This window comes from Streptomyces sp. NPDC001920 (assembly GCF_053594495.1).
Window position 1 is genome coordinate 49,477 of sequence record NZ_JBSFEP010000031.1, and the last position, 23,439, is coordinate 72,915.

Sequence of the window (23,439 nt, forward strand, 5' to 3'; positions counted from 1 at the left end):
CGGTACGTCCTGGATGTCCCTTGCGGTGAAATCCTCCGCATGTGACCGAACCAACGCGGGACGAGGCCCACGGCGGCCCACTGGCCGAGCGGCTGAACTGGCTGCGGGCCGCCGTGCTCGGAGCGAACGACGGCATCGTGTCGACCGCCGGTCTCGTCGTCGGTGTGGCCGGTGCGACGGACGACCGTTCGGCCCTGCTCACGGCCGGACTGGCCGGGCTGCTCGCCGGGTCGATGTCGATGGCGGCGGGGGAGTACGTCTCGGTCTCCACACAGCGCGACTCGGAGAAGGCCGCCCTGGCCGTGGAGCGGCGGGAGTTGCGGGAGCGGCCGGAGGAGGAACTCCAGGAGCTGGCGGAGCTGCTCGAACGGCGTGGATTGTCGCGGGAGGTGGCCCTGGAAGCGGCCGTCCAGCTGACGCGGCGTGACGCTCTCAGGGCCCACGCGCGCGTGGAGCTCGGCATCGACCCGGACGCGCTCACCAACCCCTGGCACGCGGCGTGGGCGAGCTTCCTGGCGTTCACGGCCGGGGCGCTGCTGCCGCTGCTCGCGATGGTGCTGCCGCCGGCGCCGTGGCGGCTGGCGGTCACCGTCGCCTCCGTCCTCGCCGCGCTCGCCCTGACCGGCTGGAGCAGCGCCCGCCTGGGAGCCGCCGCCCCGGCCCGAGCGGTGCTGCGCAATGTGGCGGGCGGTGCGCTGGCCATGGGCGTCACCTACGTGGCCGGGACGCTGCTGGAAGCGGCGGGTGCCTGAGACGGCCCTCGCATGCCCCGCCGCCCGACGTCCGTACGACGGCCGCCGAGGGGCGAGGCCGGGCTCACCAGCGGATCGGTACCGGAAGCGCTGTCAGCAGCCCCGACAGCGCGACCACCACGCCCAGGACAGCGACCTCGGCCCGGGCGGGGGAGCATGCGGTCAGCGGGTCCGCCGCCCGGCTCAACCGGATACGCGCCCACAGGGCCAGCGCGGCCACGGCCGCCACCAGGATCACCTTGGCCAGCAGAGCACGCCCGTACGCGGTCTCCGTCAGCTGCTGGAGGATCGTGTCGGACGGCATCCGGCGCAGGGAACTCCCCACCCCCGTCGCGGTGATGGCGGCGAGCAGGACGGCCGCCACGCGCGCGTAGAGCCCCAGCAGAGCCGCGCCCGCCTCCCGGGCCGCCCGTCCGCGCAGGGCCCGCAGCGTGTACAGCAGTCCGCCCACCCACAACGACGCGCAGGTCAGGTGCACCAGCGTCAGTCCGGAGCCGAGCAGCGGGCTGTACTCGGTCGTCGGGTGCGCACGCAGCGCCTCGGCGACCACGATCGCGGCCGACGGCCAGACCTGGGCGGCGGGCCGGCGCGAGCGGGCGCACAGCCAGGCCGCCGCGAAGGCGTTGACCTCCACCAGGGCGAGCTTGCCGTCCCGTGACGCGTACAGGCCGCCGATGTCGAGGTCGGCGGGGCTGTCCGGCACGAGGTTGCCCGTGGAGACGACCGAGGCGAGAGCGAGGGCGGCGACGAAACCGACGGCGGCCGCACGGGGGGCCCAACTGCGAGGCAGGGCCGGGGGAGCACCGGGAACGGAACGGGCCAGTCGCCGCACGAGCAGCTCGCCCAGCGGGACGCACAGCGCCGCGAACAGCACCGAACGCAGCAACGCGATCCCACCGGCGCCGGGGGCGGCGGCCTCCCCGGTGCCGCGCAACGCGGCGGACGGCCCGAGCAGCGGGACGAGCGCCGCCAGGCCCACCAGGACGAGAAGGACGACCGCGGGACCGACGCCGGGGCGGGGTCTGGACGGGCTCCCGTCCGCCCCGGCGAGGGAAGGTTTCGTCAATGTCACCTCAAGATCATCACAAGTCGCCACAGAACAGGCAAGCACGGGAAAACAACTGGTGCTCCGGCATTCCGCCCATGGGTACGTCGGCCACCGGCCGGGTGCTCAGCCGACGCGAGGTGCCGCGTCCCACTGCTCCCAGCGCGCCTCGTCCGTCCCCGGGACCCCGGGCGGTCGCGCCCAGTCGGCGGGGCCGCCCGCGAACGACACCGGCGGCAGGGCGTACCGCAGCCGCCCGAGCGGGCTGTCCCGCTCGGTGAGCCAGGCACCGGGCCCCTCGTACGCAGCGGTCCCCTGCGAAGCCGGCCGGATCCCGTGCGTCAGCCACCACGCGGTGCGCGCCAGTGACAGGCGCACCCACCGGCCGTACCCGTGATCCTGCCGCTCGGTCAGCGCCCGCAGCACGGCCGCCGCCAGCAGATAGCCCGTGCCGTGGTCGAGGGCCTGCGCGGGCAGCGCACCCGGGCGCTCGACCGATCCGCCCCGCGCGGGCGGCGCATCGGGCCGCCGGGCCGAGTCGTCGGCCGTGGCCGCCTCCAGGGCGGCGATACCGGTGGCGACCTGCACGAGGCTGTCGAAGCCGCGCCGACCGCTCCACGGACCGCAGGCCCCCCAGGCCGACAGCTGCGCCACGATCAGCCCCGGCCACCGCGCCGCCAGCTCCTGCGCAGACAGCCCGAACCGGTCCAGGGCGCCCGGCCGGTAGCCGATGACGACGACGTCCGCCGCCGCGAGCAGCTCCTCGAAGACGCGCCGGTCGGCCGCCAGGTCGAGGGCCGCCGAGCGCTTCCCGAAGCCGGTGTCGGCGTGCTGGTCGGTGAGTTCGGGCAGGTGCGGCGGGTCCACGCGCAGGACGTCCGCGCCGAGCAGGGCGAGGGTGCGCGTGGCGACGGGACCCGCGATGACCCGCGTCAGATCCAGTACGCGTACCCCGGCGGCGGGGAGCAGGGGAGCACCGTCGAGCGGTGGCAGCGCACGCGCGCGTGCCCCGCCGAGCCGGCCGTCCTGGCCCTCACCGGCCGGTGGTTCGCGCTCCACGAGCGGCCGCCGGGCCACCTCGGCCGCCTGCTCGTGCGCCGCCCACTCCTCGGGCGTGCGCAGTGCCACGGCCAGCCCGCCGGCCGCGTACACGGTCTCCTCCACCTCGCCCGCGGACCGCTGGGCGAGGGCGGCCGCGACGGCCTGCGGATCCTCCTTCGGAAGATCCAGCGCGGCCAGCAGCCGGGCCCGGTGATGCGGATAGTTGGCGTGCGTGCGCACCCAGCCGTCCGCTGTCCGCCAGAACCGTGACAGGGGCGCGAAGGTGACCGGGGCGCGCCCGTCGACCAGCAGATGCCGTTCACTCGTGAACGCCGTGGCGATCGCCCCGTCGTCCAGCCGCACCTGCGGCACCTCGGTGAGCCCGGCCCGCCGCGCCCCCAGCTCGGCCGCTGCCAGCGCGCACGCACCGACGCACGCGCGCGCCAACTCCCGTACGGGAAGCCTCGCTTCGAGGGCGCCGGGCCGGGGCAGGCACGACACGCGCGTGAGGAGGGCGGGGTCTGCGCCCAGCGCGGACCATGCGTACTCCAGGGCGGTGGCAGGTACTCGGGATGTGTCTGTCATGGGCTCACTGTCGGTCATGGCGCCACTGTCCGTCACCTCGACGCCCTCGGTCGCAAGGCCCGTGCGGCACGCCACCGGGCCCCCGACCCCCTTCCCGGAGTGCGCGCGTCAGTCGACCGCGTCCAGCGCGTCCACGATGCCGGACCCGTAGAAGCCGTTGCGCCGTTCGCCGCCCTCGCACACCGCGTCCTGTGTGCCGTCGCCGTTCTGGTCGTAGGACTCGGGGCAGCCCGGGTTGTCCGCCTGGGCCTTCAGCAGAGCCCTCAGCAGGGCCGGAGTCGCGTGCGGGTACCGCGACTTCAGCAGCGCGGCGACACCCGCGGCGTGCGGGGCCGCCATCGACGTGCCCTGCAGATAGCCGTACCTGCCGTCCGGGAGGGTGGACAGGATGCGGCCGTTCCTGGAGGGGGTGTCCGGGATCTGGTAGAGCCGGTCGCCGCCCGGCGCCGCGACGTCGACGACGCCGTAACCGTACGAGGAGTAGTACGACTTGACGTTCCGCACGCCCGTCGCGCCGACCGTGACGACACCCGGCAACTGCGTCGGCACGTCGAGGCACTCGTGCGGGTCGACGGTGCGCTCGACCGGCGTCGAGTCGTCGGGGCTGCTGGTGTCGACGAGCGCGTCGGAGTCGAGGTCGTGGTTGGAGTTGCCGGACGAGGCGACATGGAGCGTGCCCTTGCGCTGGGCGTACGACTGCGCCCGGTCGACCGCGTCGACGATCGCCCGCTGGTCCGGCTCGTCCACGCAGTTGTACAGCCACGGGTCGACGTAGTAGCTGTTGTTGGTGATCTCCACCCCGTGATCGGCGGCGAACACGAAGGCGCACACCACGCTTTCGGGGTAGTAGAGGCCGTTGACCGGGTCGCTCACATTGATGGCGGAGACCTTGACCCCGGGAGCGACACCGGCGATCCCGACGCCGTTGCGGGGCGCGGCGATCTCACCGGCCACATGTGTGCCGTGGCCGATGGCGGGGGAGTACGGCCGCCAGGCTCCGGCACGGGTGTCCGCCTTGCCGCCGGCGCAGTTGGCGGACTGGGCGGCGGAGAAGTTCGGCGCGAGGTCCGGGTGGGTGTCGTCGACGCCGTTGTCGATCACGGCGACGGTCACCCTGTCGCTGCCGGGGTTGACGCCGGCGGCACGGTCGGCGCCGATCGCGCGCAGGTTCCACTGGTCGGCCTCCAGCGGCTCACCGCCGGCCTTCGCGGCACCTGCCGTCTTCGTGGCCTGCTGCTTCGTCAGGACCTGGACGGGCCCCTCGTCGGTCGAGCCGGCGGCGGTCAGGGGCGCCGTACGGGTCGCACCCGCCGACTCGACCCCGCGCACGGCGCGCATCGCGCCGGCGAAGCCGGGGTTCGCCGAGTGGGCGACGATCACGCCGATCCTCCAGTGCGTGACCACCACCGTCCCGCCGGCTTCGGCGATCGCCTTCCGCACCGACTCCACCGTGGGGCGATCGGTCCGTGTGTTGACCACGTACGCCAGGGTGGGCGCCTGTGCGGCCCGAGCGGCGGGCTCCGCGAGTGGTGCCGCCGAGACCGCCGTCGGCAGCGGGCCGAGCGAGGCGGCGAGGGACAGGACCAGCGGTACGGCGAGGCCGAGCCTGCGTCTGGACCGCAGATGAGCCATGGGATCTCCACATCATCCGGAACGGGCACCGCCCGGGGCGCGGGTGAGCGTACGGGCAGGTACATGACGAGTGGTGCAGGGTGAAGCTATCCCCGGGCCTCCCGGTCGGCAATCGCTGATCCGGGCGACTTCGGAAAGACGCCCGAGCGGTTGAACCGGTCCTGGTGTGGCGCCGTGACCTTGAGCAGGAGGCGCGAGCACCATCGAGCCCCTGTTGGATCACCCGCCGGGGCCCTACCATCGCCACCCGGCTCAAGTGATCCACATCACCACGAGGAACAGAGCCGTCGCATGTCCGTACCCGATCCGTCCCCGACCCCCGACCCGCCCCCCACACCCCACCCGTCCCCGTCCACCGTCGCAACAGCGCCCGCAACGCGAGGAGACTCCGTGGCCACCGACGCACCGCCCCCCTCGAAAGAGCAACACAAACTCCCCTCCACCGAGGAGTTCGCCGAGGTGCAGCAGAGCGCGGAGTTCGCCGAACTGCGCCGTTCGTACCGCTCCTTCGCCTTTCCGCTGACCGTCGCCTTCATCGTCTGGTACCTGCTGTACGTCCTGCTCTCCAACTACGCGGGCGACTTCATGGGCACCAAGCTGTTCGGCAACATCAACATCGCGTTCGTCTTCGGTATCGCCCAGTTCGTCACCACGTTCCTCATCGCCTGGTGGTACGCGCGCCACGCAGGCGCCAAGCTCGACCCCAAGGCCGAGGCCATCAAGACCCGTATGGAGGGCGGCGCATGAGCCCCGAGATGACCCAGCTCCAGCTCGCCGCCAACGAGGCCAGCCAGCACCGTCCGCTCATCATCAGCCTGTTCGCGGCCTTCGTGATCGCGACCCTGTTCATCACCGTCTGGGCGGGCCGCCAGACCAAGGACGCCGCCGACTTCTACGCGGGCGGCCGTTCCTTCAGCGCCTTCCAGAACGGCCTCGCCGTCTCCGGCGACTACATGTCCGCCGCGTCCTTCCTCGGCATCGCGGGCGCCATCGCCCTCTTCGGCTACGACGGCTTCCTGTACTCCATCGGCTTCCTGGTCGCCTGGCTGGTCGCCCTGCTCCTGGTGGCCGAGCCGCTGAGGAACTCCGGCCGCTACACGATGGGTGACGTCCTCGCGTACCGCATGCGCCAGCGCCCCGTGCGCACGGCGGCCGGCACGTCCACGATCGTCGTGTCGATCTTCTACCTGCTGGCCCAGATGGCGGGCGCCGGCGTCCTGGTGTCGCTGCTGCTCGGCATCACCTCCGACGCCGGCAAGATCCTCATCGTCGCCCTGGTCGGCGTGCTGATGATCGTCTACGTCTCCATCGGCGGCATGAAGGGCACCACCTGGGTCCAGATGGTCAAGGCCGTGCTGCTCATCGGCGGCACCATCCTGATCACCTTCCTGGTGCTGCTGAAGTTCAACTTCAACATCTCCGACCTGCTCGGCAAGGCCGCCGAGAACAGCGGCAAGGGCGCCGCCTTCCTGGAGCCCGGCCTGCAGTACGGCGCCACCGGCACCTCCAAGCTGGACTTCATCTCCCTCGGCATCGCCCTGGTGCTCGGCACCGCCGGTCTGCCGCACATCCTGATCCGCTTCTACACGGTGCCCAACGCCAAGGCCGCCCGGAAGTCCGTGAACTGGGCGATCGGCATCATCGGCGGCTTCTACCTGATGACCATCGCCCTCGGCTTCGGCGCCGCCGCGCTGATCTCCCAGGAAGAGATCATCGCGTCCAACCCGTCCGGGAACACGGCCGCCCCGCTGCTCGCCCTGCACCTGGGCGGCGTCGACTCGGCCTGGGGCGCCATCCTGCTCGCCACCATCTCGGCGGTGGCGTTCGCGACGATCCTCGCGGTCGTGGCCGGCCTGACCCTGGCCTCGTCCTCGTCGTTCGCCCACGACATCTACGCCAACGTCATCAAGAAGGGCCAGGCCACCGAGAAGCAGGAGGTCAGGGCCGCCCGCCTCGCCACGATCGGCATCGGCGCCGTCTCCATCCTGCTCGGCGCCCTCGCCCGCGACCTCAACGTCGCCGGCCTGGTCGCCCTGGCCTTCGCGGTCGCCGCCTCCGCCAACCTGCCGACGATCCTCTACAGCCTGTTCTGGAAGCGCTTCACCACCCAGGGCGCGCTGTGGTCGATCTACGGCGGTCTCATCGTCGCCGTCGGCCTGGTGCTGTTCTCGCCGGTCGTCTCCGGCGACCCCAAGGCGATGTTCCCGGACGTCGACTTCGCCTGGTTCCCGCTGAAGAACCCGGGCATCATCTCCATCCCGTTCGGCTTCCTCATGGGCTGGCTCGGCACGGTCCTGTCCAAGGAAGAGGCGGACAAGGGCAAGTACGCGGAGCTGGAGGTCCGGTCCCTGACCGGCACCGGAGCCCACTGAGCAGGCCCTCTCGGCGGCCGCGTCGTAGGTCTCTACGACGCGGCCGCGTCCTACGTCGTGGGATCGGGCCCTGTCGTTGTCAGTACGGTCACGTAGGCTCGCAGGCAACGGAAGAGATGTGCTCCGTGACGAGGGAGGGGGCCCAGTGCTCATCGACACCTACGGCCGTGTGGCCACCGACCTGAGGGTCTCGCTGACCGACCGCTGCAACCTGCGGTGCACGTACTGCATGCCCGAGGAGGGTCTGCAGTGGCTGGCCAAGCCCGACCTGCTCACCGACGACGAGATCGTCCGCCTGATCGACATCGCCGTCACCTCCCTCGGCATCGAGGAGGTCCGCTTCACCGGCGGCGAGCCCCTGCTGCGCCCCGGCCTGGTCGGCATCGTGGAGCGGGTCGCGGCCCTGGAGCCCCGCCCGCAGATGTCCCTGACGACGAACGGCATCGGCCTGAGCCGCACCGCGACCGCCCTGAAGGCGGCGGGCCTGGACCGGGTCAACGTCTCCCTGGACACCCTGCGGCCCGACGTCTTCAAGACCCTCACCCGCCGCGACCGCCACAAGGACGTCATCGAGGGCCTGCACGCCGCCCGCGAGGCCGGCCTGACCCCGGTCAAGGTCAACTCGGTCCTCATGCCGGGGCTGAACGACGACGAGGCCCCCGACCTGCTCGCGTGGGCGGTGGAACACGACTACGAACTGCGCTTCATCGAGCAGATGCCCCTGGACGCCCAGCACGGCTGGAAGCGCGACGGCATGATCACCGCCGGGGACATCCTGACCTCCCTGCGCACCCGCTTCGAGCTGACGGAGGAGGGCGCGGACAAGCGCGGCTCGGCCCCCGCCGAGCGCTGGCTGGTCGACGGCGGCCCCCACGTGGTCGGCGTGATCGCCTCGGTCACCCGCCCGTTCTGCTCGGCCTGCGACCGTACCCGGCTGACCGCCGACGGCCAGGTCCGCACCTGCCTGTTCGCCACCGAGGAGACCGACCTGCGCGCCGCCCTGCGTTCGGGCGCCCCGGACGAGGAGATCGCCCGTATCTGGCGGCTGGCGATGTGGGGCAAGAAGGCAGGCGCCGGCCTGGACGACCCGAGCTTCGTCCAGCCGGACCGGCCGATGTCAGCCATCGGCGGCTGAAGAGGCCGCTTCCCACTCCGTCAGCAGGACGACGTCCTTCAGGAAACCCCGCACCCCGAGGAACTGCGACAGATGCTCGCGATGCTCCTCACAGGCCAGCCACGTCTTGCGCCGCTCCGGCGTATGGATCTTGGGGTTGTTCCATGCCAGCACCCACACGGCGTCGGCACGGCACCCCTTGGCGGAGCAGATCGGCGTCTCGTCACTCACAGATTCGTCTCACAGGTTCGCGCACAAAAAGGCGACGCCGAGCAGCCACGGGGGGAGCTGCCCGGCGTCGGTCCATCGCTCCGACGGGGGATGCGGAGCGTCCACGAAGTATGTCACGGGTCACCCGTCCCCCGGCACCGGAACAACACTATTGATCTGAGCTTTTCCTGAGCTTGGCGTGGAGTCGACTCCGGAGCACTCCACTCCGCAGGATCATGCTTCGTCGCGGGGTTTGCTTTGTCCGCCGGGCGCGCGGTCACCCGCGACATCTTCCGGGACGGATTCCGCGGAACCGTCGTTCGTCCGCGGCGGCGAGATCATCGGCCGCGTCGGCGCCATCACGAACGTCGACGGCAAGGACGGCGCGTTCTCCCGCCCCGCGTTGGCGATCACCACCGCGATGTAGGGCAGGACCGCCCCGAGCACCAACGCCACGATCGCGACGTGCCGTTCGACGTTCCACAGCGAGGCCGCGAGGATCACCGACACCGTACGCACCGACATCGAGATGACGTACCGGCGCTGCCGGGCCCGCACATCGTCCTGGAGACCCGCCCGGGCCCCGGTGATCCGGAACACCTGGGCGTTGCCGTCGCCATGCAGCTTCCGCATCACATTCCACCATCCGCCCGCATCGGACTCTCCCCCTGTCCCGGCCCGCCCGCCCTCGGCCGGGGACCCGGGTCGGAACACCTCCCACGGTACGCCTCGCCTGCGCCGCCTACGAGACCGGGGCCCCCTGCGACCTGGGGGAACGAGGTCAGCCGTAACGCGTACGGACGTCCCCGGCGTGCGGCGTACGCGGGACGGGCGAAGACTGGCGGTAATGCGCACCGTGAGCCGTACGAGGAGGCAGCCATGGGCTGGTTGTGGGCGATCATCGTGGGGTTCGTGCTGGGTCTGCTCGCGAAGGCGATCATCCCCGGCAAGCAGCACAGTCCTCTCTGGCTGACCACCATCTTCGGCATCCTCGGCGCCATCGCCGGCAACGCCGTCGCGCGCGGGTTCGGCGTGGAGGAGACCAGCGGCATCGACTGGAGCCGGCACATCTTCCAGATCGTCGCCGCGGTGATCATCGTGTACGTGGGGGACATGCTGTACATGGCGACGCTGGGCAAGCGAAAGCAGCGCATCTGAAGCCGGCACGCCGATGGGGCGGCCTCCCTCACCGGGAAGCCGCCCCCTCGCCGTGCGTACGTCCGCTCAGACGCCCGTGACCTCGACCGCCGCCAGGTTCTTCTTGCCCCGGCGCAGCACCAGCCACCGCCCGTGCAGCAGGTCCTCCTTCGCGGGCACCGCGTCCTCGGAGGCGACCTTCACGTTGTTCACGTAGGCGCCGCCCTCCTTCACGGTGCGCCGCGCCGCGGACTTGCTGGCCACCAGGCCGACCTCGGCGAGCAGGTCGACGACCGGACCGAGCCGCTCGACCTGGATGTGCGGCACCTCGGAGAGGGCCGCCGCCAGCGTCCGGTCGTCCAGCTCCGTCAGCTCGCCCTGACCGAACAGCGCCTTCGAAGCGGCGATCACGGCGGCCGTCTGGTCGGCGCCGTGCACCAGCGTCGTCAGCTCCTCGGCCAGCGCACGCTGTGCGGCACGGGCCTGGGGGCGCTCCTCGGTCTGCTTCTCCAGCTCCTCCAGCTCGGCACGCGACTTGAAGGACAGGATGCGCATGTAGGTCGAGATGTCCCGGTCGTCCGCGTTCAGCCAGAACTGGTAGAACGCGTACGGCGTCGTCATCTCCGGGTCGAGCCATACGGCGCCGCCCTCGGTCTTGCCGAACTTGGTGCCGTCCGCCTTGGTCATCAGCGGGGTCGCCAGCGCGTGCACACCCGCGTGCGGCTCCAGCTTGTGGATCAGGTCCAGACCCGCCGTGAGGTTGCCCCACTGGTCGCTGCCGCCCTGCTGCAGCGTGCAGCCGTACCGCCGGTACAGCTCCAGGAAGTCCATGCCCTGCAGCAGCTGGTAGCTGAACTCCGTGTAGCTGATGCCCTCTTCGGACTGGAGCCGGCGGGCGACCGAGTCCTTGGTCAGCATCTTGTTGACGCGGAAGTGCTTGCCGATGTCCCGCAGGAACTCGATGGCCGACATGCCGGCCGTCCAGTCCAGGTTGTTCACCATCACCGCGGCGTTCTCGCCCTCGAAGGACAGGAACGGCTCGATCTGCCCGCGCAGCCGGTTCACCCAGTTCGCGACCGTCTCCGGGTCGTTCAGCGTGCGCTCGGCCGTGGGGCGCGGGTCACCGATCTGGCCCGTCGCCCCGCCCACCAGCGCCAGCGGGCGCAGGCCCGCCTGCTGGAGGCGGCGCATGGTGAGGACCTGGACCAGGTGGCCGACGTGCAGACTGGCCGCGGTCGGGTCGAAGCCGCAATAGAACGTGACGGGACCGTCCGCGAGCGCCTTGCGCAATGCGTCCTCGTCAGTGGACAGGGCGATCACGCCACGCCACTTCAGCTCGTCGACGATGTCCGTCACGGTTCTCGTGTCTCCTCGATGATCCTCGGGCGGTCGGGTGACAGCCGACTACGAGGTTATACGCCCTGACTGACAGAGCTCATGTTGAAATCGGGCACGCGCAGCGCCGGCATCGCCGCCCTGGTGAACCAGTCGCTCCACTCCCGGGGCAGCGTCTTCTCGGTACGCCCCGCCTCCGTGGCCCGTCCCAGCAGGCCCACCGGCGACTCGTTGAACCGGAAGTTGTTGACCTCGCCGGTCACCTCGCCGTTCTCGACGAGGTAGACCCCGTCCCGGGTGAGGCCGGTCAGCAGCAGCGTCGCCGGGTCGACCTCGCGGATGTACCACAGGCAGGTCAGCAGCAGTCCGCGCTCGGTGCTCGCGACCATCTCCTCGACGGAGCGGTCGTCGCCGCCGTCCAGGATCAGGTTGCCGGCGCCCGGCGCCACCGGCAGACCGGTCAGTCCCGCACTGTGCCGGGTGGTCATGAGGTGCTTCAGCTCGCCCTCGCGCATCCACTCGGTGGCCGCGACCGGCAACCCGTTGTCGAACACCGACTGGTCGCCGCCGGAGGAGTGCGCGATCACGAAGGGCGCGGACTCCAGCCCGGGCTCGTTCGGGTCGCTGCGCAGGGTCAGCGGCAGATCGGTCAGCCGTTCGCCGACGCGTGTCTTCCCGCCTGGCTTGGAGAACACGGTCCGGCCCTCGACCGCGTCCCGCCCCGAGGCCGACCACATCTGGTAGATCAGCAGGTCGGCCACGGCGGTCGGTGGCAGCAGCGTCTCGTACCGGCCCGCCGGCAGCTCCAGGCGCCGCTCGGCCCAGCCGAGGCGCACCGCCAGTTCGGCGTCGAGCGCCGTGGGGTCCACGTCCTTGAAGTCCCGCGTGGAGCGCCCCGCCCACGCCGAGCGGGTGCGGTCCGGCGACTTGGCGTTGAGCTCCAGCGTGCCGTTGGGCTGGTCGTGCCGCAGCCGCAGCCCCGTGGAGGTGCCCACGTACGTCGTCACCAGCTCGTGGTTGGCGAAGCCGTACAGCTCCCGGCCGCCCGCACGCGCGCGTGCGAACGCCTCGCCGAGCGCCGGGGCGAAGTCGGCGAACACGGTGGACGACGTCTCGGCCGGGGCGTCCGCGAAGTCCGGCGACGCCGGTACGCCCGTCACCAGCGGCTGCGCGTCCTCGGCGGGCCCGGCACCGCGTGCGGCGGCCTCGGCGGCCCGCACCAGGGGTTCCAGCTCGTCGGCGGTCACCGCGGACCGGGAGACGACCCCGGAGGCCGTGCCCTCCTTGCCGTCGACGGTCGCGACCACGGTGAGCGTCCGCCCGCGCGTGACACCGTTCGTGGTCAGCGCGTTGCCCGCCCAGCGCAGGTTGGCGGTCGACCGCTCGTCGGCGATCACGACACACCCGTCGGCCCGGGACAGTTCCAGTGCCCGCTCGACGATCTCGTGCGGCTTGTGCGCCTTGTCGGACTGAGCGCTCATCGACCGGCCTCCTGCGTGGTGTTCAGAATGTTGACTCCCTTGAAGAGGGCCGAAGGGCAGCCGTGCGAGACCGCCGCGACCTGGCCCGGCTGAGCCTTGCCGCAGTTGAAGGCTCCGCCCAGGACGTACGTCTGCGGACCGCCCACCGCGGCCATCGAGCCCCAGAAGTCCGTCGTCGTCGCCTGGTAGGCGACGTCCCGCAGCTGACCGGTGATCCGCCCGTTCTCGATCTTGAAGAACCGCTGGCCGGTGAACTGGAAGTTGTAGCGCTGCATGTCGATCGACCAGGACCGGTCCCCTACGACGTAGATCCCGCGGTCCACGCTGCCGATCAGATCCTCGGTCGACATCCCGGCCGGATCCGGCTGCAACGACACGTTGGCCATGCGCTGCACCGGCACATGGCCGGGGGAGTCGGCGAACGCGCACCCGTTGGACCGCTCGAACCCGGTCAGCCGCGCGATCCGCCGGTCCAGCTGGTAGCCGACGAGGGTGCCGTTCCTCACCAGGTCCCAGGACTGGCCCTCGACGCCCTCGTCGTCGTACCCGATGGTCGCGAGGCCGTGCTCGGCGGTGCGGTCACCGGTGACGTTCATCAGGTCGGAGCCGTACCTCAGCTTGCCGATCTGGTCGAAGGTGGCGAACGAGGTGCCGGCGTAGGCGGCCTCGTAGCCGAGGGCCCGGTCCAGCTCGGTGGCGTGGCCGATGGACTCGTGGATGGTCAGCCACAGGTTGGACGGGTCGACGACGAGGTCGTACGGGCCCGCCTCGACGCTCGGCGCCCGCATCTTCTCGGCGAGCAGCTCCGGGATCTGTGCCAGCTCGGACTCCCAGTCCCAGCCGGTGCCCGTCAGGTACTCCCAGCCGCGTCCGACGGGCGGTGCGATGGTGCGCATCGAGTCGAACTCGCCGCTCGACTCGTCGACGGACACGGCGGTCAGCTGCGGATGCAGCCGTACGCGCTGCTGGGTCGTCACGGTCCCGGCGGTGTCGGCGTAGAACTTGTTCTCGTGGACGGTGAGCAGCGAGGCGTCGACGTGGTCGACCCCGTCCGCCGCCATGAGCCGCGCGCTCCACTCGGCCAAGAGTCCCGACTTCTCCTCGTCGGGCACGCTGAACGGATCGATCTCGTACGACGAGATCCACGTCCGGTCGGCGTGCACCGGCTCGTCGGCCAGCTCCACCCGCTCGTCCGAGCCGGCGGCCTTGATCACCTGCGCGGACAGCTTGGCCATCGCCACCGCCTGCGAGGCGACCTTGGCGGCGGCGTCCAGGCTGAGATCCACGCCGGAGGCGAAACCCCATGTGCCGCCGTGCACCACCCGCACCGCATACCCGAGGTCGGTGGTGTCCGACGAACCGGCGAGCCGGGCGTCCCGCAGCCGCCAGGAAGCGCTGCGCACCCGCTCGAAGCGGAAGTCCGCGTGCTCGGCGCCCAGCGCACGCGCGCGCGCCAGCGCCGCGTCCGCCAGGGGGCGTAGGGGAAGCGCCGTGAAGGCTTCATCGATCGTATGGGGCACGGAGGTCTCCCTGCTGTCGTGGCCTGTCGGCACCGATCATGTCGCGCGGGCGGGGCCAGGGACCACACGTTTCCGGCTGGAGTCCACATCTTTCTGTAGGGACCCGACAGTGACTCCGGTGTGCCACTGTCGGTGCCCGAATGTCCCGGCGAGGGACGGGACCGATAGGTTTTCCGGGAAGCCGCCTGCCATCCCTGTGTTCGGGCGGATGTGTCAGATCCCTATCGAAAGGGTGATCCGTTGAGCCGCTCGGTTCTCGTCACCGGAGGCAACCGGGGCATCGGCCTCGCCATCGCCCGCGTCTTCGCCGACGCCGGCGACAAGGTCGCCGTCACCTACCGCTCGGGCGAGCCGCCGGCCGGCTTCCTCGCGGTGAAGTGCGACATCACCGACCCCGAGCAGGTGGAGCAGGCCTACAAGGAGATCGAGGCCGAGCACGGCCCGGTCGAGGTCCTGATCGCCAACGCCGGAGTCACCAAGGACCAGCTCCTGATGCGCATGTCCGAGGAGGACTTCACCTCGGTCATCGACACCAACCTCACCGGCACCTTCCGCGTCGTCAAGCGTGCCAACCGCGGGATGCTGCGGGCCAAGAAGGGCCGCGTCGTGCTGATCTCGTCGGTCGTCGGGCTGCTCGGCTCCGCGGGGCAGGCGAACTACGCCGCCTCCAAGGCCGCCCTGGTCGGCTTCGCGCGTTCCCTCGCCCGTGAGCTGGGCTCGCGCAACATCACCTTCAACGTCGTCGCCCCCGGCTTCGTCGACACCGACATGACCAAGGTGCTCACCGACGAGCAGCGGGCGGGCATCGTGCAGCAGGTGCCGCTCGGCCGGTACGCGCAGCCGGAGGAGATCGCCGCGGCGGTGCGGTTCCTCGCCTCGGACGACGCCTCGTACATCACTGGAGCCGTCATCCCCGTTGACGGCGGACTGGGAATGGGTCACTGATCACCATGAGCGGAATTCTCGAGGGCAAGCGCGTCCTGATCACCGGTGTGCTGATGGAGTCCTCCATCGCCTTCCACACCGCCAAGCTGGCCCAGGAGCAGGGCGCCGAGATCATCCTCACGGCCTTCCCCCGGCCCACGCTGACCGAGCGCATCGCCAAGAAGCTCCCCAAGCCCACCAAGGTCATCGAGCTCGACGTCACCAACGACGAGCACCTCGGGCGCCTGGCCGACATCGTCGGCGAGGAGCTGGGCGGCCTCGACGGTGTCGTCCACTCCATCGGCTTCGCGCCGCAGGACGCCCTCGGCGGCAACTTCCTCAACACGCCGTTCGAGTCGGTCGCCACGGCCATGCACGTCTCGGCGTACTCCCTGAAGTCGCTGACCATGGCCTGCCTGCCGCTGATGCAGAACGGCGGCTCGGTCGTCGGCCTCACCTTCGACGCCCAGTTCGCCTGGCCGCAGTACGACTGGATGGGCCCGGCCAAGGCCGCCCTGGAGGCCACCAACCGCTACATGGCGCGCGACCTCGGCAAGCAGAACATCCGCTGCAACCTGATCTCCGCGGGCCCGATCGGCTCGATGGCCGCCAAGTCCATCCCGGGCTTCAACGAGCTCGCCTCCGTGTGGGACAGCCGCTCCCCGCTGGAGTGGGACCTCAAGGACCCGGAGCCGGCCGGTCGCGGCGTCGTCGCCCTGCTGAGCGACTGGTTCCCGAAGACCACCGGCGAGATCGTCCACGTGGACGGCGGCCTGCACGCCATCGGCGCCTGAGCCTCGAGGTACGCCGCCGACGCCCCGTTTCCCGCAGTGCGCGGGGAGCGGGGCGTCACCCGTTCGGCTCATCAGTCCGGGCGGGACGGGCCCACGACCGCGCACGCTGGAGTACGCGTTCACCACGCGAGCCCCTCCCGTTTACGGCCGAGGAGGTCCCCTTGTGCGCTTGTTCCGCCGCCTGGCCTCAACGACCGTCGCCGTCGCTCTCGTACTGCCCCTGTCGTACGACGCGATGGCCCACGCGCGCGTGCACGTCACGCGAGCCGAGACGCAGGACCCGTTCGGCGCCGCCTGCCGGGTCCGGATCACCGGCTCCCAGGTGACCGCGTACTGCCACAACCCCTATCCGGACACCGACCGGGTCAGCCTGCACGTCGAGTGCGCCCGTTGGTGGGACCTGGACAGCGACGGCTCCCCGGTGGCCGCCGGGCCCGCGCAGACCGTGCGGCTGGTCGGGCGGTGCTGGAAAGAGGTCGGGTCGGTGTGGATCAGTCACCGCCGGGAGGGCTGAAGCGTCCCGGACGGCACAGGAACGGGTAGCTCGCCGCTTCCGCAGCGGCTGCCGCGGCGTCGCCCGCGCGGATCGCGTCGACCAGCCGCGTGTGGTCCATGTGGGTCTCCGGCGTCAGCTCCTCGCCGATGTCCTCGCGCAGCCAGTCCCGCAGCACCTCGCCCAGGTCCGCGTACATCTCGATCATCACGTCGTTGTGGGACGCCGACACCACCGCCAGGTGGAAGGTCGCGTCGGCCGCCACGAAGGCCTCCGCGTCGCCGGACTCCCATGCCTCCTCACGCCGTGCCAGCAGGACGTCCAGCTGCTTGAGGTCCTTCTCCGTGCGCCGCTCGGCGGCCAGCTTCGCGGAGGCCGACTCCAGTGTGGAGCGCAGCTCGGCGACGTGCCGCGGGTCGGCGTCGGCGAAGCGGCGGTGCATGACCCCGGCCAGCTCACTGGTCGCCACGACATAGGTGCCGGAGCCCTGACGGATGTCCAGCAGGCCGTTGTGGGCGAGCGCCCGGACCGCCTCACGGATCGTGTTGCGGGCCACACCCAGCTGCTCGACCAGCTCGGGCTCGGTCGGGATGCGGGAGCCGACCGGCCATTCACCCGACGTGATCTGGTTCCGCAGGGCCGCGATGACCTGCTCGGACAGCGCCGAGCGACGGGGGTGGCTCAAGGGCATGGCACACCTTCGCACGGGACGGCCGGGACCGGACGGCCCGGGGGTGGACACCCAATCATCCCATGATTCTATGATGGACGGCATGGCCAGCGAGAAAACCCGGACGGCGACGTCCATGCCGATACGCAGCTCACAGACCCGCACCGCCGCGAAACCCGCCACGCGCGCGTGGACGACGCGGCTGCTCCTGCTCGGCATCGTGCTGACCGCTCTGAACCTCCGCCCCGCCATCACCAGCCTCGGCGCCCTCCTCGAAGAGGTCCGCGACACCCTCGGCATGAGCGGCAGCGTCGCCGGACTGCTGACCTCCGTGCCCCCGCTCTGCTTCGCCGTGTTCGGTGTGGCGGCCCCGCGCCTGGCCCGCCGCTTCGGCCCGGGGGCGGTGGTGTGCGCGGGCATGGTCGCCATCACCGCGGGCCTGCTCCTACGGCCGTACGTGGGCAGCACGGCCGGCTTCCTGGCCGCCACCGCGCTCGCCCTCATGGGCATCGCGGTCAGCAACGTCCTGATGCCGGTCATCGTCAAGCGCTGGTTCCCGGACCGGGTCGGCTCCATGACCGGGCTGTACTCCATGGCCCTCGCCCTGGGCACCGCCTCCGCGGCCGCGGTGACGGTGCCCATGACCGACGTGCTCGGCGGCAGCTGGCAGACCGGGCTCGCGGTGTGGGCCGGGCTCGCGGCGGCCGCCGTGCTGCCGTGGCTCCCCTTCGTGCGGGACCGGGAGGCGGCGCCCGCCGCGACCTCCACCGACAAGCACGCGCGCGTGGACGCGCCCCCGCTGCGGCTCACCCGGAGCCGCACCTCCTGGGCCCTCGCCGTCTACTTCGGCCTCCAGGCGACCGGCGCCTACATCACGATGGGGTGGATGGCGCAGATCTTCCGGGACGCGGGAGTGCACGCCGGCACGGCCGGGGTGCTGCTCGCCGTCACCATGGTGATGGGCGTGCCGCTGGCCTTCGTCATCCCGCGCCTGGCCACCCGGCTGCCGCACCAGGGCCCGATCGTCGTCGCGCTCGGCGTCTGCGGCCTCGCGGGCTACGCCGGCCTGTACCTCGCCCCGGACTCCGGCGCCTGGGCCTGGGCCGTGCTGCTCGGCATCTCCAACTGCTCGTTCCCGCTGGCCCTGACCATGGTCGGCATGCGCGCCAGGACCAGCGCGGGGGTGGCCCAGCTGTCGGCCTTCGCGCAGAGCACCGGCTACCTGCTCTCCATCCCGGGCCCGCTCCTGGTGGGTGTGCTCTACCAGCACAGCGGCGGCTGGGGGCTGCCCATCGCGCTCATGGCCGGCCTCATGATCCCGCAGATGGCGGTGGGCGTCCTGGCGGGCCGCAACCGCACGGTGGAGGACGAGGCGGCCCGCTGACCCTCACCCCGGCGCCGCGGGCGGGGGCCAAGGGTGCGAGACTTGCCGTATGCCAGTGCTCGACCCGAACCCCCAGAACGGCCAGAAGAAGATGCTGCTCGTCTTCGGCGCGTTCTTCGCCATCTTCCTGATCATCGGGATCATCGCGACGATCGCCTCTCCCTGAGGCGTCCCGGCCGACACTCCTCGACGCCCGCGCCCACGCTCGTCCGGCGCCGGTGCTCTTCCCCCGTGGTGGGGCCAACCCCCCCCATCCCCTAGGGGGCGAGTGTCAGGGTCAACTGGGTGGATCACCGGATGGGTTGAGAGCCGAGACCTCCGTACCTTCGAAGTGTGACCGCGAGAGCGCGGTACCGGACCACTCGAAGACCCACGGAGGCGTCATGCCGGCGCGCACGCACACCCCGCCCCACCCGGCGTCCACGGGCCGTGCCGACATCCGGCTGCCCTGGTGGGCCCTCGCCCTGCCGACGCTGGCCTTCGTCACGCTGCTGCTGCTGATACTCGACCCGACCGACGCCCATGCCGCGAGCGCCGAGCCCGCGACCACCCGGCTCTTCGAGCGCGTACTGCAGCTGATCACACGCTGAGCACCCCGGAAGCCGCACGTCAACTCCCTGCGCCCCGTGGCCTGTTTCATGCGAAGCTGGGTCTCATGAGCGTCGCAGAATCCCGCAGGATCGTCCTCTTCCGGCATGCGAAAGCCGACTGGCCACAGGTGACCGACCACGAGCGGCCCCTCGCGGAGCGGGGCCGCATGGACGCGGCAGAGGCCGGGCGCCGGCTGGCGGATACCGACATCCCCTTCGACCTGGCCCTGTGCTCCACCGCGACCCGGACCCGGGAGACCTGGAAGCTCGCCGTCCACGAGTTCCCGCACCGGCCGAAAACCATCTACGAGGAGCGGATCTACGAGGCCTCGCCCGGCGAGCTGATCGCCGTGCTCAACGAGACGCCCGACGACGTGCAGAACGTCCTGCTGATCGGCCACAACCCGGGTGTGCAGGGACTCGCCGACATCCTCGCCGGCTCGGCCGAGGGCGACGCGCGCGAGCGGATGAGCCGCCGCGGCTTCCCGGCCGCCGCCTTCGCCGTCCTGCCCTTCAGCGGCACCTGGAAGGCGCTGGAGCCCGGCGTGGCCACGCTGCTCGACTACTGGGCACCCTCGGAGTGACCGACCCGCACGCGAGGGGCCCCGCACCGTCGTGGTGCGGGGCCCCTGTGCTTGGCGGACGTGCCGTGCGGGCGGTCAGTCCTCGTCGTGCGTGTCCGCCGCCTCGACCTCTTCGCGGGTGATGCCCAGCAGATACAGGACGGTGTCCAGGAACGGCACGTTCACCGCCGTGTGCGCCGCCTCCCGCACCACCGGCTTGGCGTTGAAGGCGACGCCCAGCCCGGCCGCGTTCAGCATGTCCAGATCGTTGGCACCGTCACCGATCGCCACCGTCTGGGACAGCGGCACCCCCGCCTCGGCGGCGAACCGGCGCAGCAGCCGCGCCTTGCCCGCCCGGTCGACGATCTCCCCGGTGACCTTGCCGGTCAGCTTGCCGTCGACGATCTCCAACGTGTTCGCCTGCGCGAAGTCGAGCCCGAGCCGCTCCTTGAGATCGTCGGTGACCTGGGTGAACCCACCCGAGACCACTCCGACTTGGTAGCCGAGTCGCTTCAGGGTGCGGATCAGCGTGCGTGCGCCCGGCGTCAGGCGCACATCGCTGCGCACCTTCTCCACCACCGAGGCGTCCAGCCCTTCCAGGAGGGCCACGCGCGCGTGCAGCGACTGCTCGAAGTCGAGTTCCCCGCGCATCGCGGCCGCCGTCACCTCGGCCACCTTGTCCTCGCAGCCGGCGTGCGCGGCGAAGAGCTCGATCACCTCGTCCTGGATGAGCGTGGAGTCCACGTCCATGACGACGAGCCGCTGGGCGCGCCGGTGCAGCCCGGCGGCGACGACGGCGACATCGACACCCAGTGCCGCCGCCTCGGTCACCAGCGCGGTGCGCAGCGGCTCCGTCTCCACGCCGGACACCGCGAACTCCACCGCCGTCACGGGGTACTTGGCCAGCCGGAAGATACGGTCGATGTTGCCGCCGGACTCGGTGATCCTGGCGGCGATCGCGGCAGTCGCCTCCGCGGTGAGCGGGTGCCCGAGCACGGTCACCAGGGACCGGCCGAGCCCGCGGGGCCGGTTGTCGCCGCGACCGGAGATGATCTCCGCCTGCATCTTCATCGACTCCGCCCAGCTGTGGACGGTCGCCCGCAGATCGCCTTCCAGGCCGGCCGGCGGCTGCGTCACGAGCGCGCACAGCGTGATCCGGCCACGGGTGACGACCTGCTCGATGTCGACCACGTCCACCGAGTAGGCGGCCAGCGTGTCGAAGAGGCCGGCCGTGATGCCCGGCCTGTCCTTCCCGAAGATCTTGACGAGAAGGGTGGGGATGTCAGAGGTCTGCGATGCGCTCATGGTGCCTCCACCGTATCCGGCACGCAGTGCCCCTCGCCCGTGAGGTCCGCCTGCCGGACACGGAACACCAGGTGTCGCCCGGGTGGCGTGAGCCTTGCGTTCCGGCCGCGGACGCATCCGCGCCCGCGAACCGGCACGGCGGCGCTCCCCAGGGGAAGTTTCGAAAGTCCCTGTGCGGTGCCCGCGGTGCCCGGTGCGTGCTCCGGGGGTGCCCCGGCCGAAGGCTGGGGGAGTGCCGGCCGAAAGCCCCGTACTGGGCGTACTCGGGTTCTCGGCCGGTGCGGCGAGCGTGCGTGCCGGGCGCCGTGGATGCTGTGCGGGACCTTCCCGACACCCCCCTAGCGCCCCTTCGGCTTCCCGGGCGGCGCAGGAGGAGGCGGTGGAGGCGGCGGTACGTCGCCACCCGCTCCCGACGACGGCCGGTTCCCGGGGCGCCGAGGCGGCCGGGGCGACCTCGGGGGCGGTTCGATGGGCCGTACGACCGTGGGGGCGCCGTACACGTCGTCGTCGGCGGGCAGCTCGCTGGAGGGAGGCTCCCCGCCGGGAAGCTCGCTGGAGGGAGGCTCGCTGGAGGGCGGTGACTCGGTGGAGAACCGCCGGTCACCGAAGGGTGCCTGGTCACCGGAGGGCGGCTGACCGGCTGTCGGGGGTGTGCCCGGCCGCCGTGCGTCCTCGCGCCACCAGGCGCCCTCACCGGGCCGCGCGTCCTGCGGTTCACGCAGCTCGCCCGGCATGCGCAGATACGGATTCGTCCCCGGGTTCGGGGGCCGGTACGGGGCGCCTGGCGCGTACGGCCCGGGCGGGCCGGCGTGCGCCGAGGTCCCGGAACCCCCTGCCGTGTCCCATCGACCAGCCGGGCCCACGGAACCCACCGGACCCCCGGCGCCGTGCCCGCCCGCCGTTTCCGGGGAGCCGACCTTGCCCGCCGTCCCCGAGGCCCCGCCCTGCGCACCCGCTGCCGCCGCACCCCGAGCCGCCGGAGCCGCCCGCCCCCCGGCCGTTCCGGACGCGAGGGCCAGCAGGGCCCCCACGGCACCCGCCCCCACGCCCCAGGCCGCTCCGAGAAGCAGCGCCATGCCGAGGTTGCCGTGCAGCTCGACCCCCGCGTCGAAGGCGTCGAAGCCCAGGACCGACAGCGAGGCGTCCACGGACAGCCCGGTCAGCAGGACGAGCAACGGCAGGGCCGACGCCGTGGCCGCTCCGAGTCGCAGCGCACACCGCCCGGCGAAACTCAGGGCCCCCGGGTGCCGTATCTCTTCGGAACCACCCACCGGGCCCGCAGACGCACCGGTCACCCCGTGCGACCGCGAACCCGGCCCGACCCGGACCGCCGCAGCCGCGCCGGGCCCGGCGGATCCGCCGCCCCGGCTTCCGGACTCGACCGGCGTCCGCACCGCGGTCAGCACCCCCGCGAGCAGCATCATCAGCGCCGCCGCGACCCCCAGCAGCCACACCCGGCCGTCCAGCTCCGCCAGCCTGCCCAGCGTCACCGGCTGGTCGGCACCGCCGTTCAGCAGGTCGTCGAGGGGGTCGGGCAGCAGGCCGGTCAGGACGCCCGTCGCCCTGCCGTCGAACGGCACGAAGAGGCCGATCGGGATGCCGAGCCAGACGCCGTTCGGGGCGCCGAGCAGGGCGGCGCCCGCGATGCGCTCGGGGTGGTCGTCGCCGACCGCCGCGTACGCCGCCGCCGCCAGGCCGGCCGCGACCGCCACCAGCACGACCGTGACGAGCGACGACGCGGCGGGCCGTACGGCGTGGTGCACAACCTCCCAGCCGTGCGGCAGCGGGGTGCGGCGGGAAGCCAGCAGGGCGATCAGCAGCACGCCGGCCGACCAGGCCGTGCCGCCGAGCAGGGTCGGTGCCGTGTCCACCGTGAAGCCGACCGCCGCCTCCGCGTCGACGAGGTCGCCGATCCGGTCGGGCAGCAGCCCGCCGACGTCCCCCACGCCGGGGATCTCGATCCCGCCGCCGTCCCCGCCGCCACCGGGCAGGTCGTCGAGCCCCAGAGATCCCCCGTCGATCGTGACGACGTCGTGTCCCGCCCAGGCGAGCCCGCCCAGCGTCGCCACGAACAGCACGACCACCGCTCCCGCGCGCGCGAGGAGTTCCGCCGGCGCGATCACAACTCCCGCGCGCCGCAAGGACCGTAAGAAGAACCACGCCAGGAGCACCGCGCCGGCCAGGCTCACCCCGAGTGGCGTGATCTCGATGGCCGTCGTCGCCTCCGCGCCCGTCAACCCGAAAGCGGACACATCACCGGACGGAGTGACCGACCCACCCGCCCCGAGGACCACCACCGCCGCCGTCATCGGGCCCAACGAGCTCGCCGTGTCCGCCTCCAGCAGATGCAGACCCAGTGCCGCCGTGCCCGCCATCCCGATCAACGCCCAGCTCACGGCGGCGATCGCGGAGAGCAGGACGTCCCCCCACGGCAGCCGCGTGCCGCGCCTCGCGGTCTCGACGTTCCTGGACGCGCTCATGGCAGACCCCCC

Annotated in this window: 23 protein-coding genes; 12 read left to right on the top strand and 11 right to left on the bottom strand. The window is 71.8% G+C overall.

The genetic code is table 11. From position 1 onward, the window contains the following. The first annotated feature begins 41 nt into the window (after positions 1-41). Positions 42-752: a VIT1/CCC1 transporter family protein gene (locus ACWCPI_RS36420; protein WP_451042250.1), complete on the top strand. Its 711-nt coding sequence runs from the start codon at positions 42-44 to the stop codon at positions 750-752. Positions 753-816: 64 nt separating this feature from the next. Here ACWCPI_RS36420 and ACWCPI_RS36425 read toward each other — a convergent pair whose 3' ends face one another. The 3 genes from ACWCPI_RS36425 to ACWCPI_RS36435 all read right to left on the bottom strand — a co-directional run bounded on the left by ACWCPI_RS36425 (position 817) and on the right by ACWCPI_RS36435 (position 5,055). Continuing rightward, positions 817-1,824: a CopD family protein gene (locus tag ACWCPI_RS36425; RefSeq protein ID WP_451042251.1), complete on the bottom strand. Its 1,008-nt coding sequence runs from the start codon at positions 1,822-1,824 to the stop codon at positions 817-819. A gap of 99 nt (positions 1,825-1,923) precedes the next feature. Further along, positions 1,924-3,423, bottom strand: a complete 1,500-nt coding sequence (locus ACWCPI_RS36430) for a CoA transferase (protein WP_451042252.1) — start codon at positions 3,421-3,423, stop codon at positions 1,924-1,926. A 108-nt stretch (positions 3,424-3,531) separates the two neighbouring features. After that, the gene (locus ACWCPI_RS36435; RefSeq protein WP_451042253.1) at positions 3,532-5,055 is read right to left on the bottom strand and encodes a S8 family serine peptidase; all 1,524 of its coding nucleotides are present in this window, start codon (positions 5,053-5,055) and stop codon (positions 3,532-3,534) included. Positions 5,056-5,445: 390 nt separating this feature from the next. Between ACWCPI_RS36435 and ACWCPI_RS36440 the strand changes: the two genes are divergently transcribed. From ACWCPI_RS36440 to moaA, 3 genes are all read left to right on the top strand, one after another. Next, entirely contained in the window at positions 5,446-5,802 is a 357-nt protein-coding gene (locus ACWCPI_RS36440; protein WP_019758746.1) for a DUF485 domain-containing protein, read from the top strand. Next, the gene (locus tag ACWCPI_RS36445) at positions 5,799-7,427 is read left to right on the top strand and encodes a solute symporter family protein (protein WP_388812254.1); all 1,629 of its coding nucleotides are present in this window, start codon (positions 5,799-5,801) and stop codon (positions 7,425-7,427) included. The genes ACWCPI_RS36440 and ACWCPI_RS36445 overlap by 4 nt, the downstream gene beginning before the upstream one ends. 145 nt (positions 7,428-7,572) lie before the next feature. Then, entirely contained in the window at positions 7,573-8,562 is a 990-nt protein-coding gene (gene moaA, locus ACWCPI_RS36450; RefSeq protein WP_388812257.1) for a GTP 3',8-cyclase MoaA, read from the top strand. On the opposite strand, the gene ACWCPI_RS36455 is transcribed toward moaA, so the two are convergent. Both ACWCPI_RS36455 and ACWCPI_RS36460 read right to left on the bottom strand, forming a co-directional pair. Continuing rightward, on the bottom strand, positions 8,545-8,772 hold the full coding sequence (locus ACWCPI_RS36455) for a hypothetical protein (RefSeq protein ID WP_451042254.1): 228 nt from the start codon (positions 8,770-8,772) through the stop codon (positions 8,545-8,547). The two genes, moaA and ACWCPI_RS36455, sit on opposite strands and share 18 nt — an antisense overlap. Before the next feature lie 213 nt (positions 8,773-8,985). Beyond that, a complete protein-coding gene (locus ACWCPI_RS36460; protein WP_451042255.1) occupies positions 8,986-9,384 on the bottom strand; it encodes a DUF3099 domain-containing protein in 399 nt (132 codons plus the stop codon). A gap of 246 nt (positions 9,385-9,630) precedes the next feature. Between ACWCPI_RS36460 and ACWCPI_RS36465 the strand changes: the two genes are divergently transcribed. Continuing rightward, complete coding sequence (locus ACWCPI_RS36465; protein WP_451042256.1) at positions 9,631-9,909, top strand: GlsB/YeaQ/YmgE family stress response membrane protein; 279 nt, start codon at positions 9,631-9,633, stop codon at positions 9,907-9,909. A 66-nt stretch (positions 9,910-9,975) separates the two neighbouring features. On the opposite strand, the gene tyrS is transcribed toward ACWCPI_RS36465, so the two are convergent. Genes tyrS through ACWCPI_RS36480 form a run of 3 tightly spaced genes read right to left on the bottom strand, consistent with a single transcriptional unit; the run spans position 9,976 to position 14,224 of the window. Continuing rightward, complete coding sequence (tyrS, locus tag ACWCPI_RS36470; RefSeq protein WP_451042257.1) at positions 9,976-11,244, bottom strand: tyrosine--tRNA ligase; 1,269 nt, start codon at positions 11,242-11,244, stop codon at positions 9,976-9,978. A 56-nt stretch (positions 11,245-11,300) separates the two neighbouring features. After that, positions 11,301-12,704, bottom strand: a complete 1,404-nt coding sequence (locus ACWCPI_RS36475) for a metallopeptidase TldD-related protein (RefSeq protein ID WP_451042258.1) — start codon at positions 12,702-12,704, stop codon at positions 11,301-11,303. Next, the gene (locus ACWCPI_RS36480; protein WP_451042259.1) at positions 12,701-14,224 is read right to left on the bottom strand and encodes a TldD/PmbA family protein; all 1,524 of its coding nucleotides are present in this window, start codon (positions 14,222-14,224) and stop codon (positions 12,701-12,703) included. Before ACWCPI_RS36480 ends, ACWCPI_RS36475 begins: the two co-directional genes overlap by 4 nt. 240 nt (positions 14,225-14,464) lie before the next feature. On the opposite strand from ACWCPI_RS36480, the gene fabG reads away from it, so the two are divergent. The 3 genes from fabG (at position 14,465) to ACWCPI_RS36495 (ending at position 16,456) form a co-directional block, all read left to right on the top strand. Further along, positions 14,465-15,169: a 3-oxoacyl-[acyl-carrier-protein] reductase gene (gene fabG / locus ACWCPI_RS36485; protein WP_451042260.1), complete on the top strand. Its 705-nt coding sequence runs from the start codon at positions 14,465-14,467 to the stop codon at positions 15,167-15,169. 5 nt (positions 15,170-15,174) lie between these two features. Next, positions 15,175-15,942, top strand: a complete 768-nt coding sequence (fabI, locus tag ACWCPI_RS36490) for an enoyl-ACP reductase FabI (RefSeq protein ID WP_019756346.1) — start codon at positions 15,175-15,177, stop codon at positions 15,940-15,942. Between the two features lie 163 nt (positions 15,943-16,105). Further along, complete coding sequence (locus tag ACWCPI_RS36495; protein ID WP_388812278.1) at positions 16,106-16,456, top strand: hypothetical protein; 351 nt, start codon at positions 16,106-16,108, stop codon at positions 16,454-16,456. Here ACWCPI_RS36495 and ACWCPI_RS36500 read toward each other — a convergent pair. Then, positions 16,434-17,126: a FadR/GntR family transcriptional regulator gene (locus ACWCPI_RS36500; RefSeq protein ID WP_451042261.1), complete on the bottom strand. Its 693-nt coding sequence runs from the start codon at positions 17,124-17,126 to the stop codon at positions 16,434-16,436. The genes ACWCPI_RS36495 and ACWCPI_RS36500 overlap by 23 nt on opposite strands. Positions 17,127-17,196: 70 nt before the next feature. Between ACWCPI_RS36500 and ACWCPI_RS36505 the strand changes: the two genes are divergently transcribed. The 4 genes from ACWCPI_RS36505 to ACWCPI_RS36520 all read left to right on the top strand — a co-directional run bounded on the left by ACWCPI_RS36505 (position 17,197) and on the right by ACWCPI_RS36520 (position 19,663). Beyond that, positions 17,197-18,489: a CynX/NimT family MFS transporter gene (locus ACWCPI_RS36505; RefSeq protein ID WP_451042262.1), complete on the top strand. Its 1,293-nt coding sequence runs from the start codon at positions 17,197-17,199 to the stop codon at positions 18,487-18,489. 49 nt (positions 18,490-18,538) lie between these two features. Continuing rightward, positions 18,539-18,655: an SGM_5486 family transporter-associated protein gene (locus ACWCPI_RS36510; RefSeq protein ID WP_388812285.1), complete on the top strand. Its 117-nt coding sequence runs from the start codon at positions 18,539-18,541 to the stop codon at positions 18,653-18,655. Between the two features lie 217 nt (positions 18,656-18,872). Beyond that, the gene (locus ACWCPI_RS36515) at positions 18,873-19,079 is read left to right on the top strand and encodes a hypothetical protein (RefSeq protein ID WP_451042263.1); all 207 of its coding nucleotides are present in this window, start codon (positions 18,873-18,875) and stop codon (positions 19,077-19,079) included. A gap of 65 nt (positions 19,080-19,144) precedes the next feature. Continuing rightward, positions 19,145-19,663, top strand: coding sequence for a SixA phosphatase family protein (locus tag ACWCPI_RS36520; protein ID WP_451042264.1), 519 nt, complete (start codon positions 19,145-19,147; stop codon positions 19,661-19,663). 75 nt (positions 19,664-19,738) lie between these two features. On the opposite strand, the gene serB is transcribed toward ACWCPI_RS36520, so the two are convergent. Next, positions 19,739-20,947 (bottom strand): phosphoserine phosphatase SerB, encoded by a 1,209-nt coding sequence (serB, locus tag ACWCPI_RS36525; protein WP_451042265.1) that lies wholly within the window; start codon positions 20,945-20,947, stop codon positions 19,739-19,741. A 338-nt stretch (positions 20,948-21,285) separates the two neighbouring features. After that, entirely contained in the window at positions 21,286-23,427 is a 2,142-nt protein-coding gene (locus ACWCPI_RS36530) for a streptophobe family protein (protein WP_451042266.1), read from the bottom strand. Between the last annotated feature and the right edge of the window lie 12 nt (positions 23,428-23,439).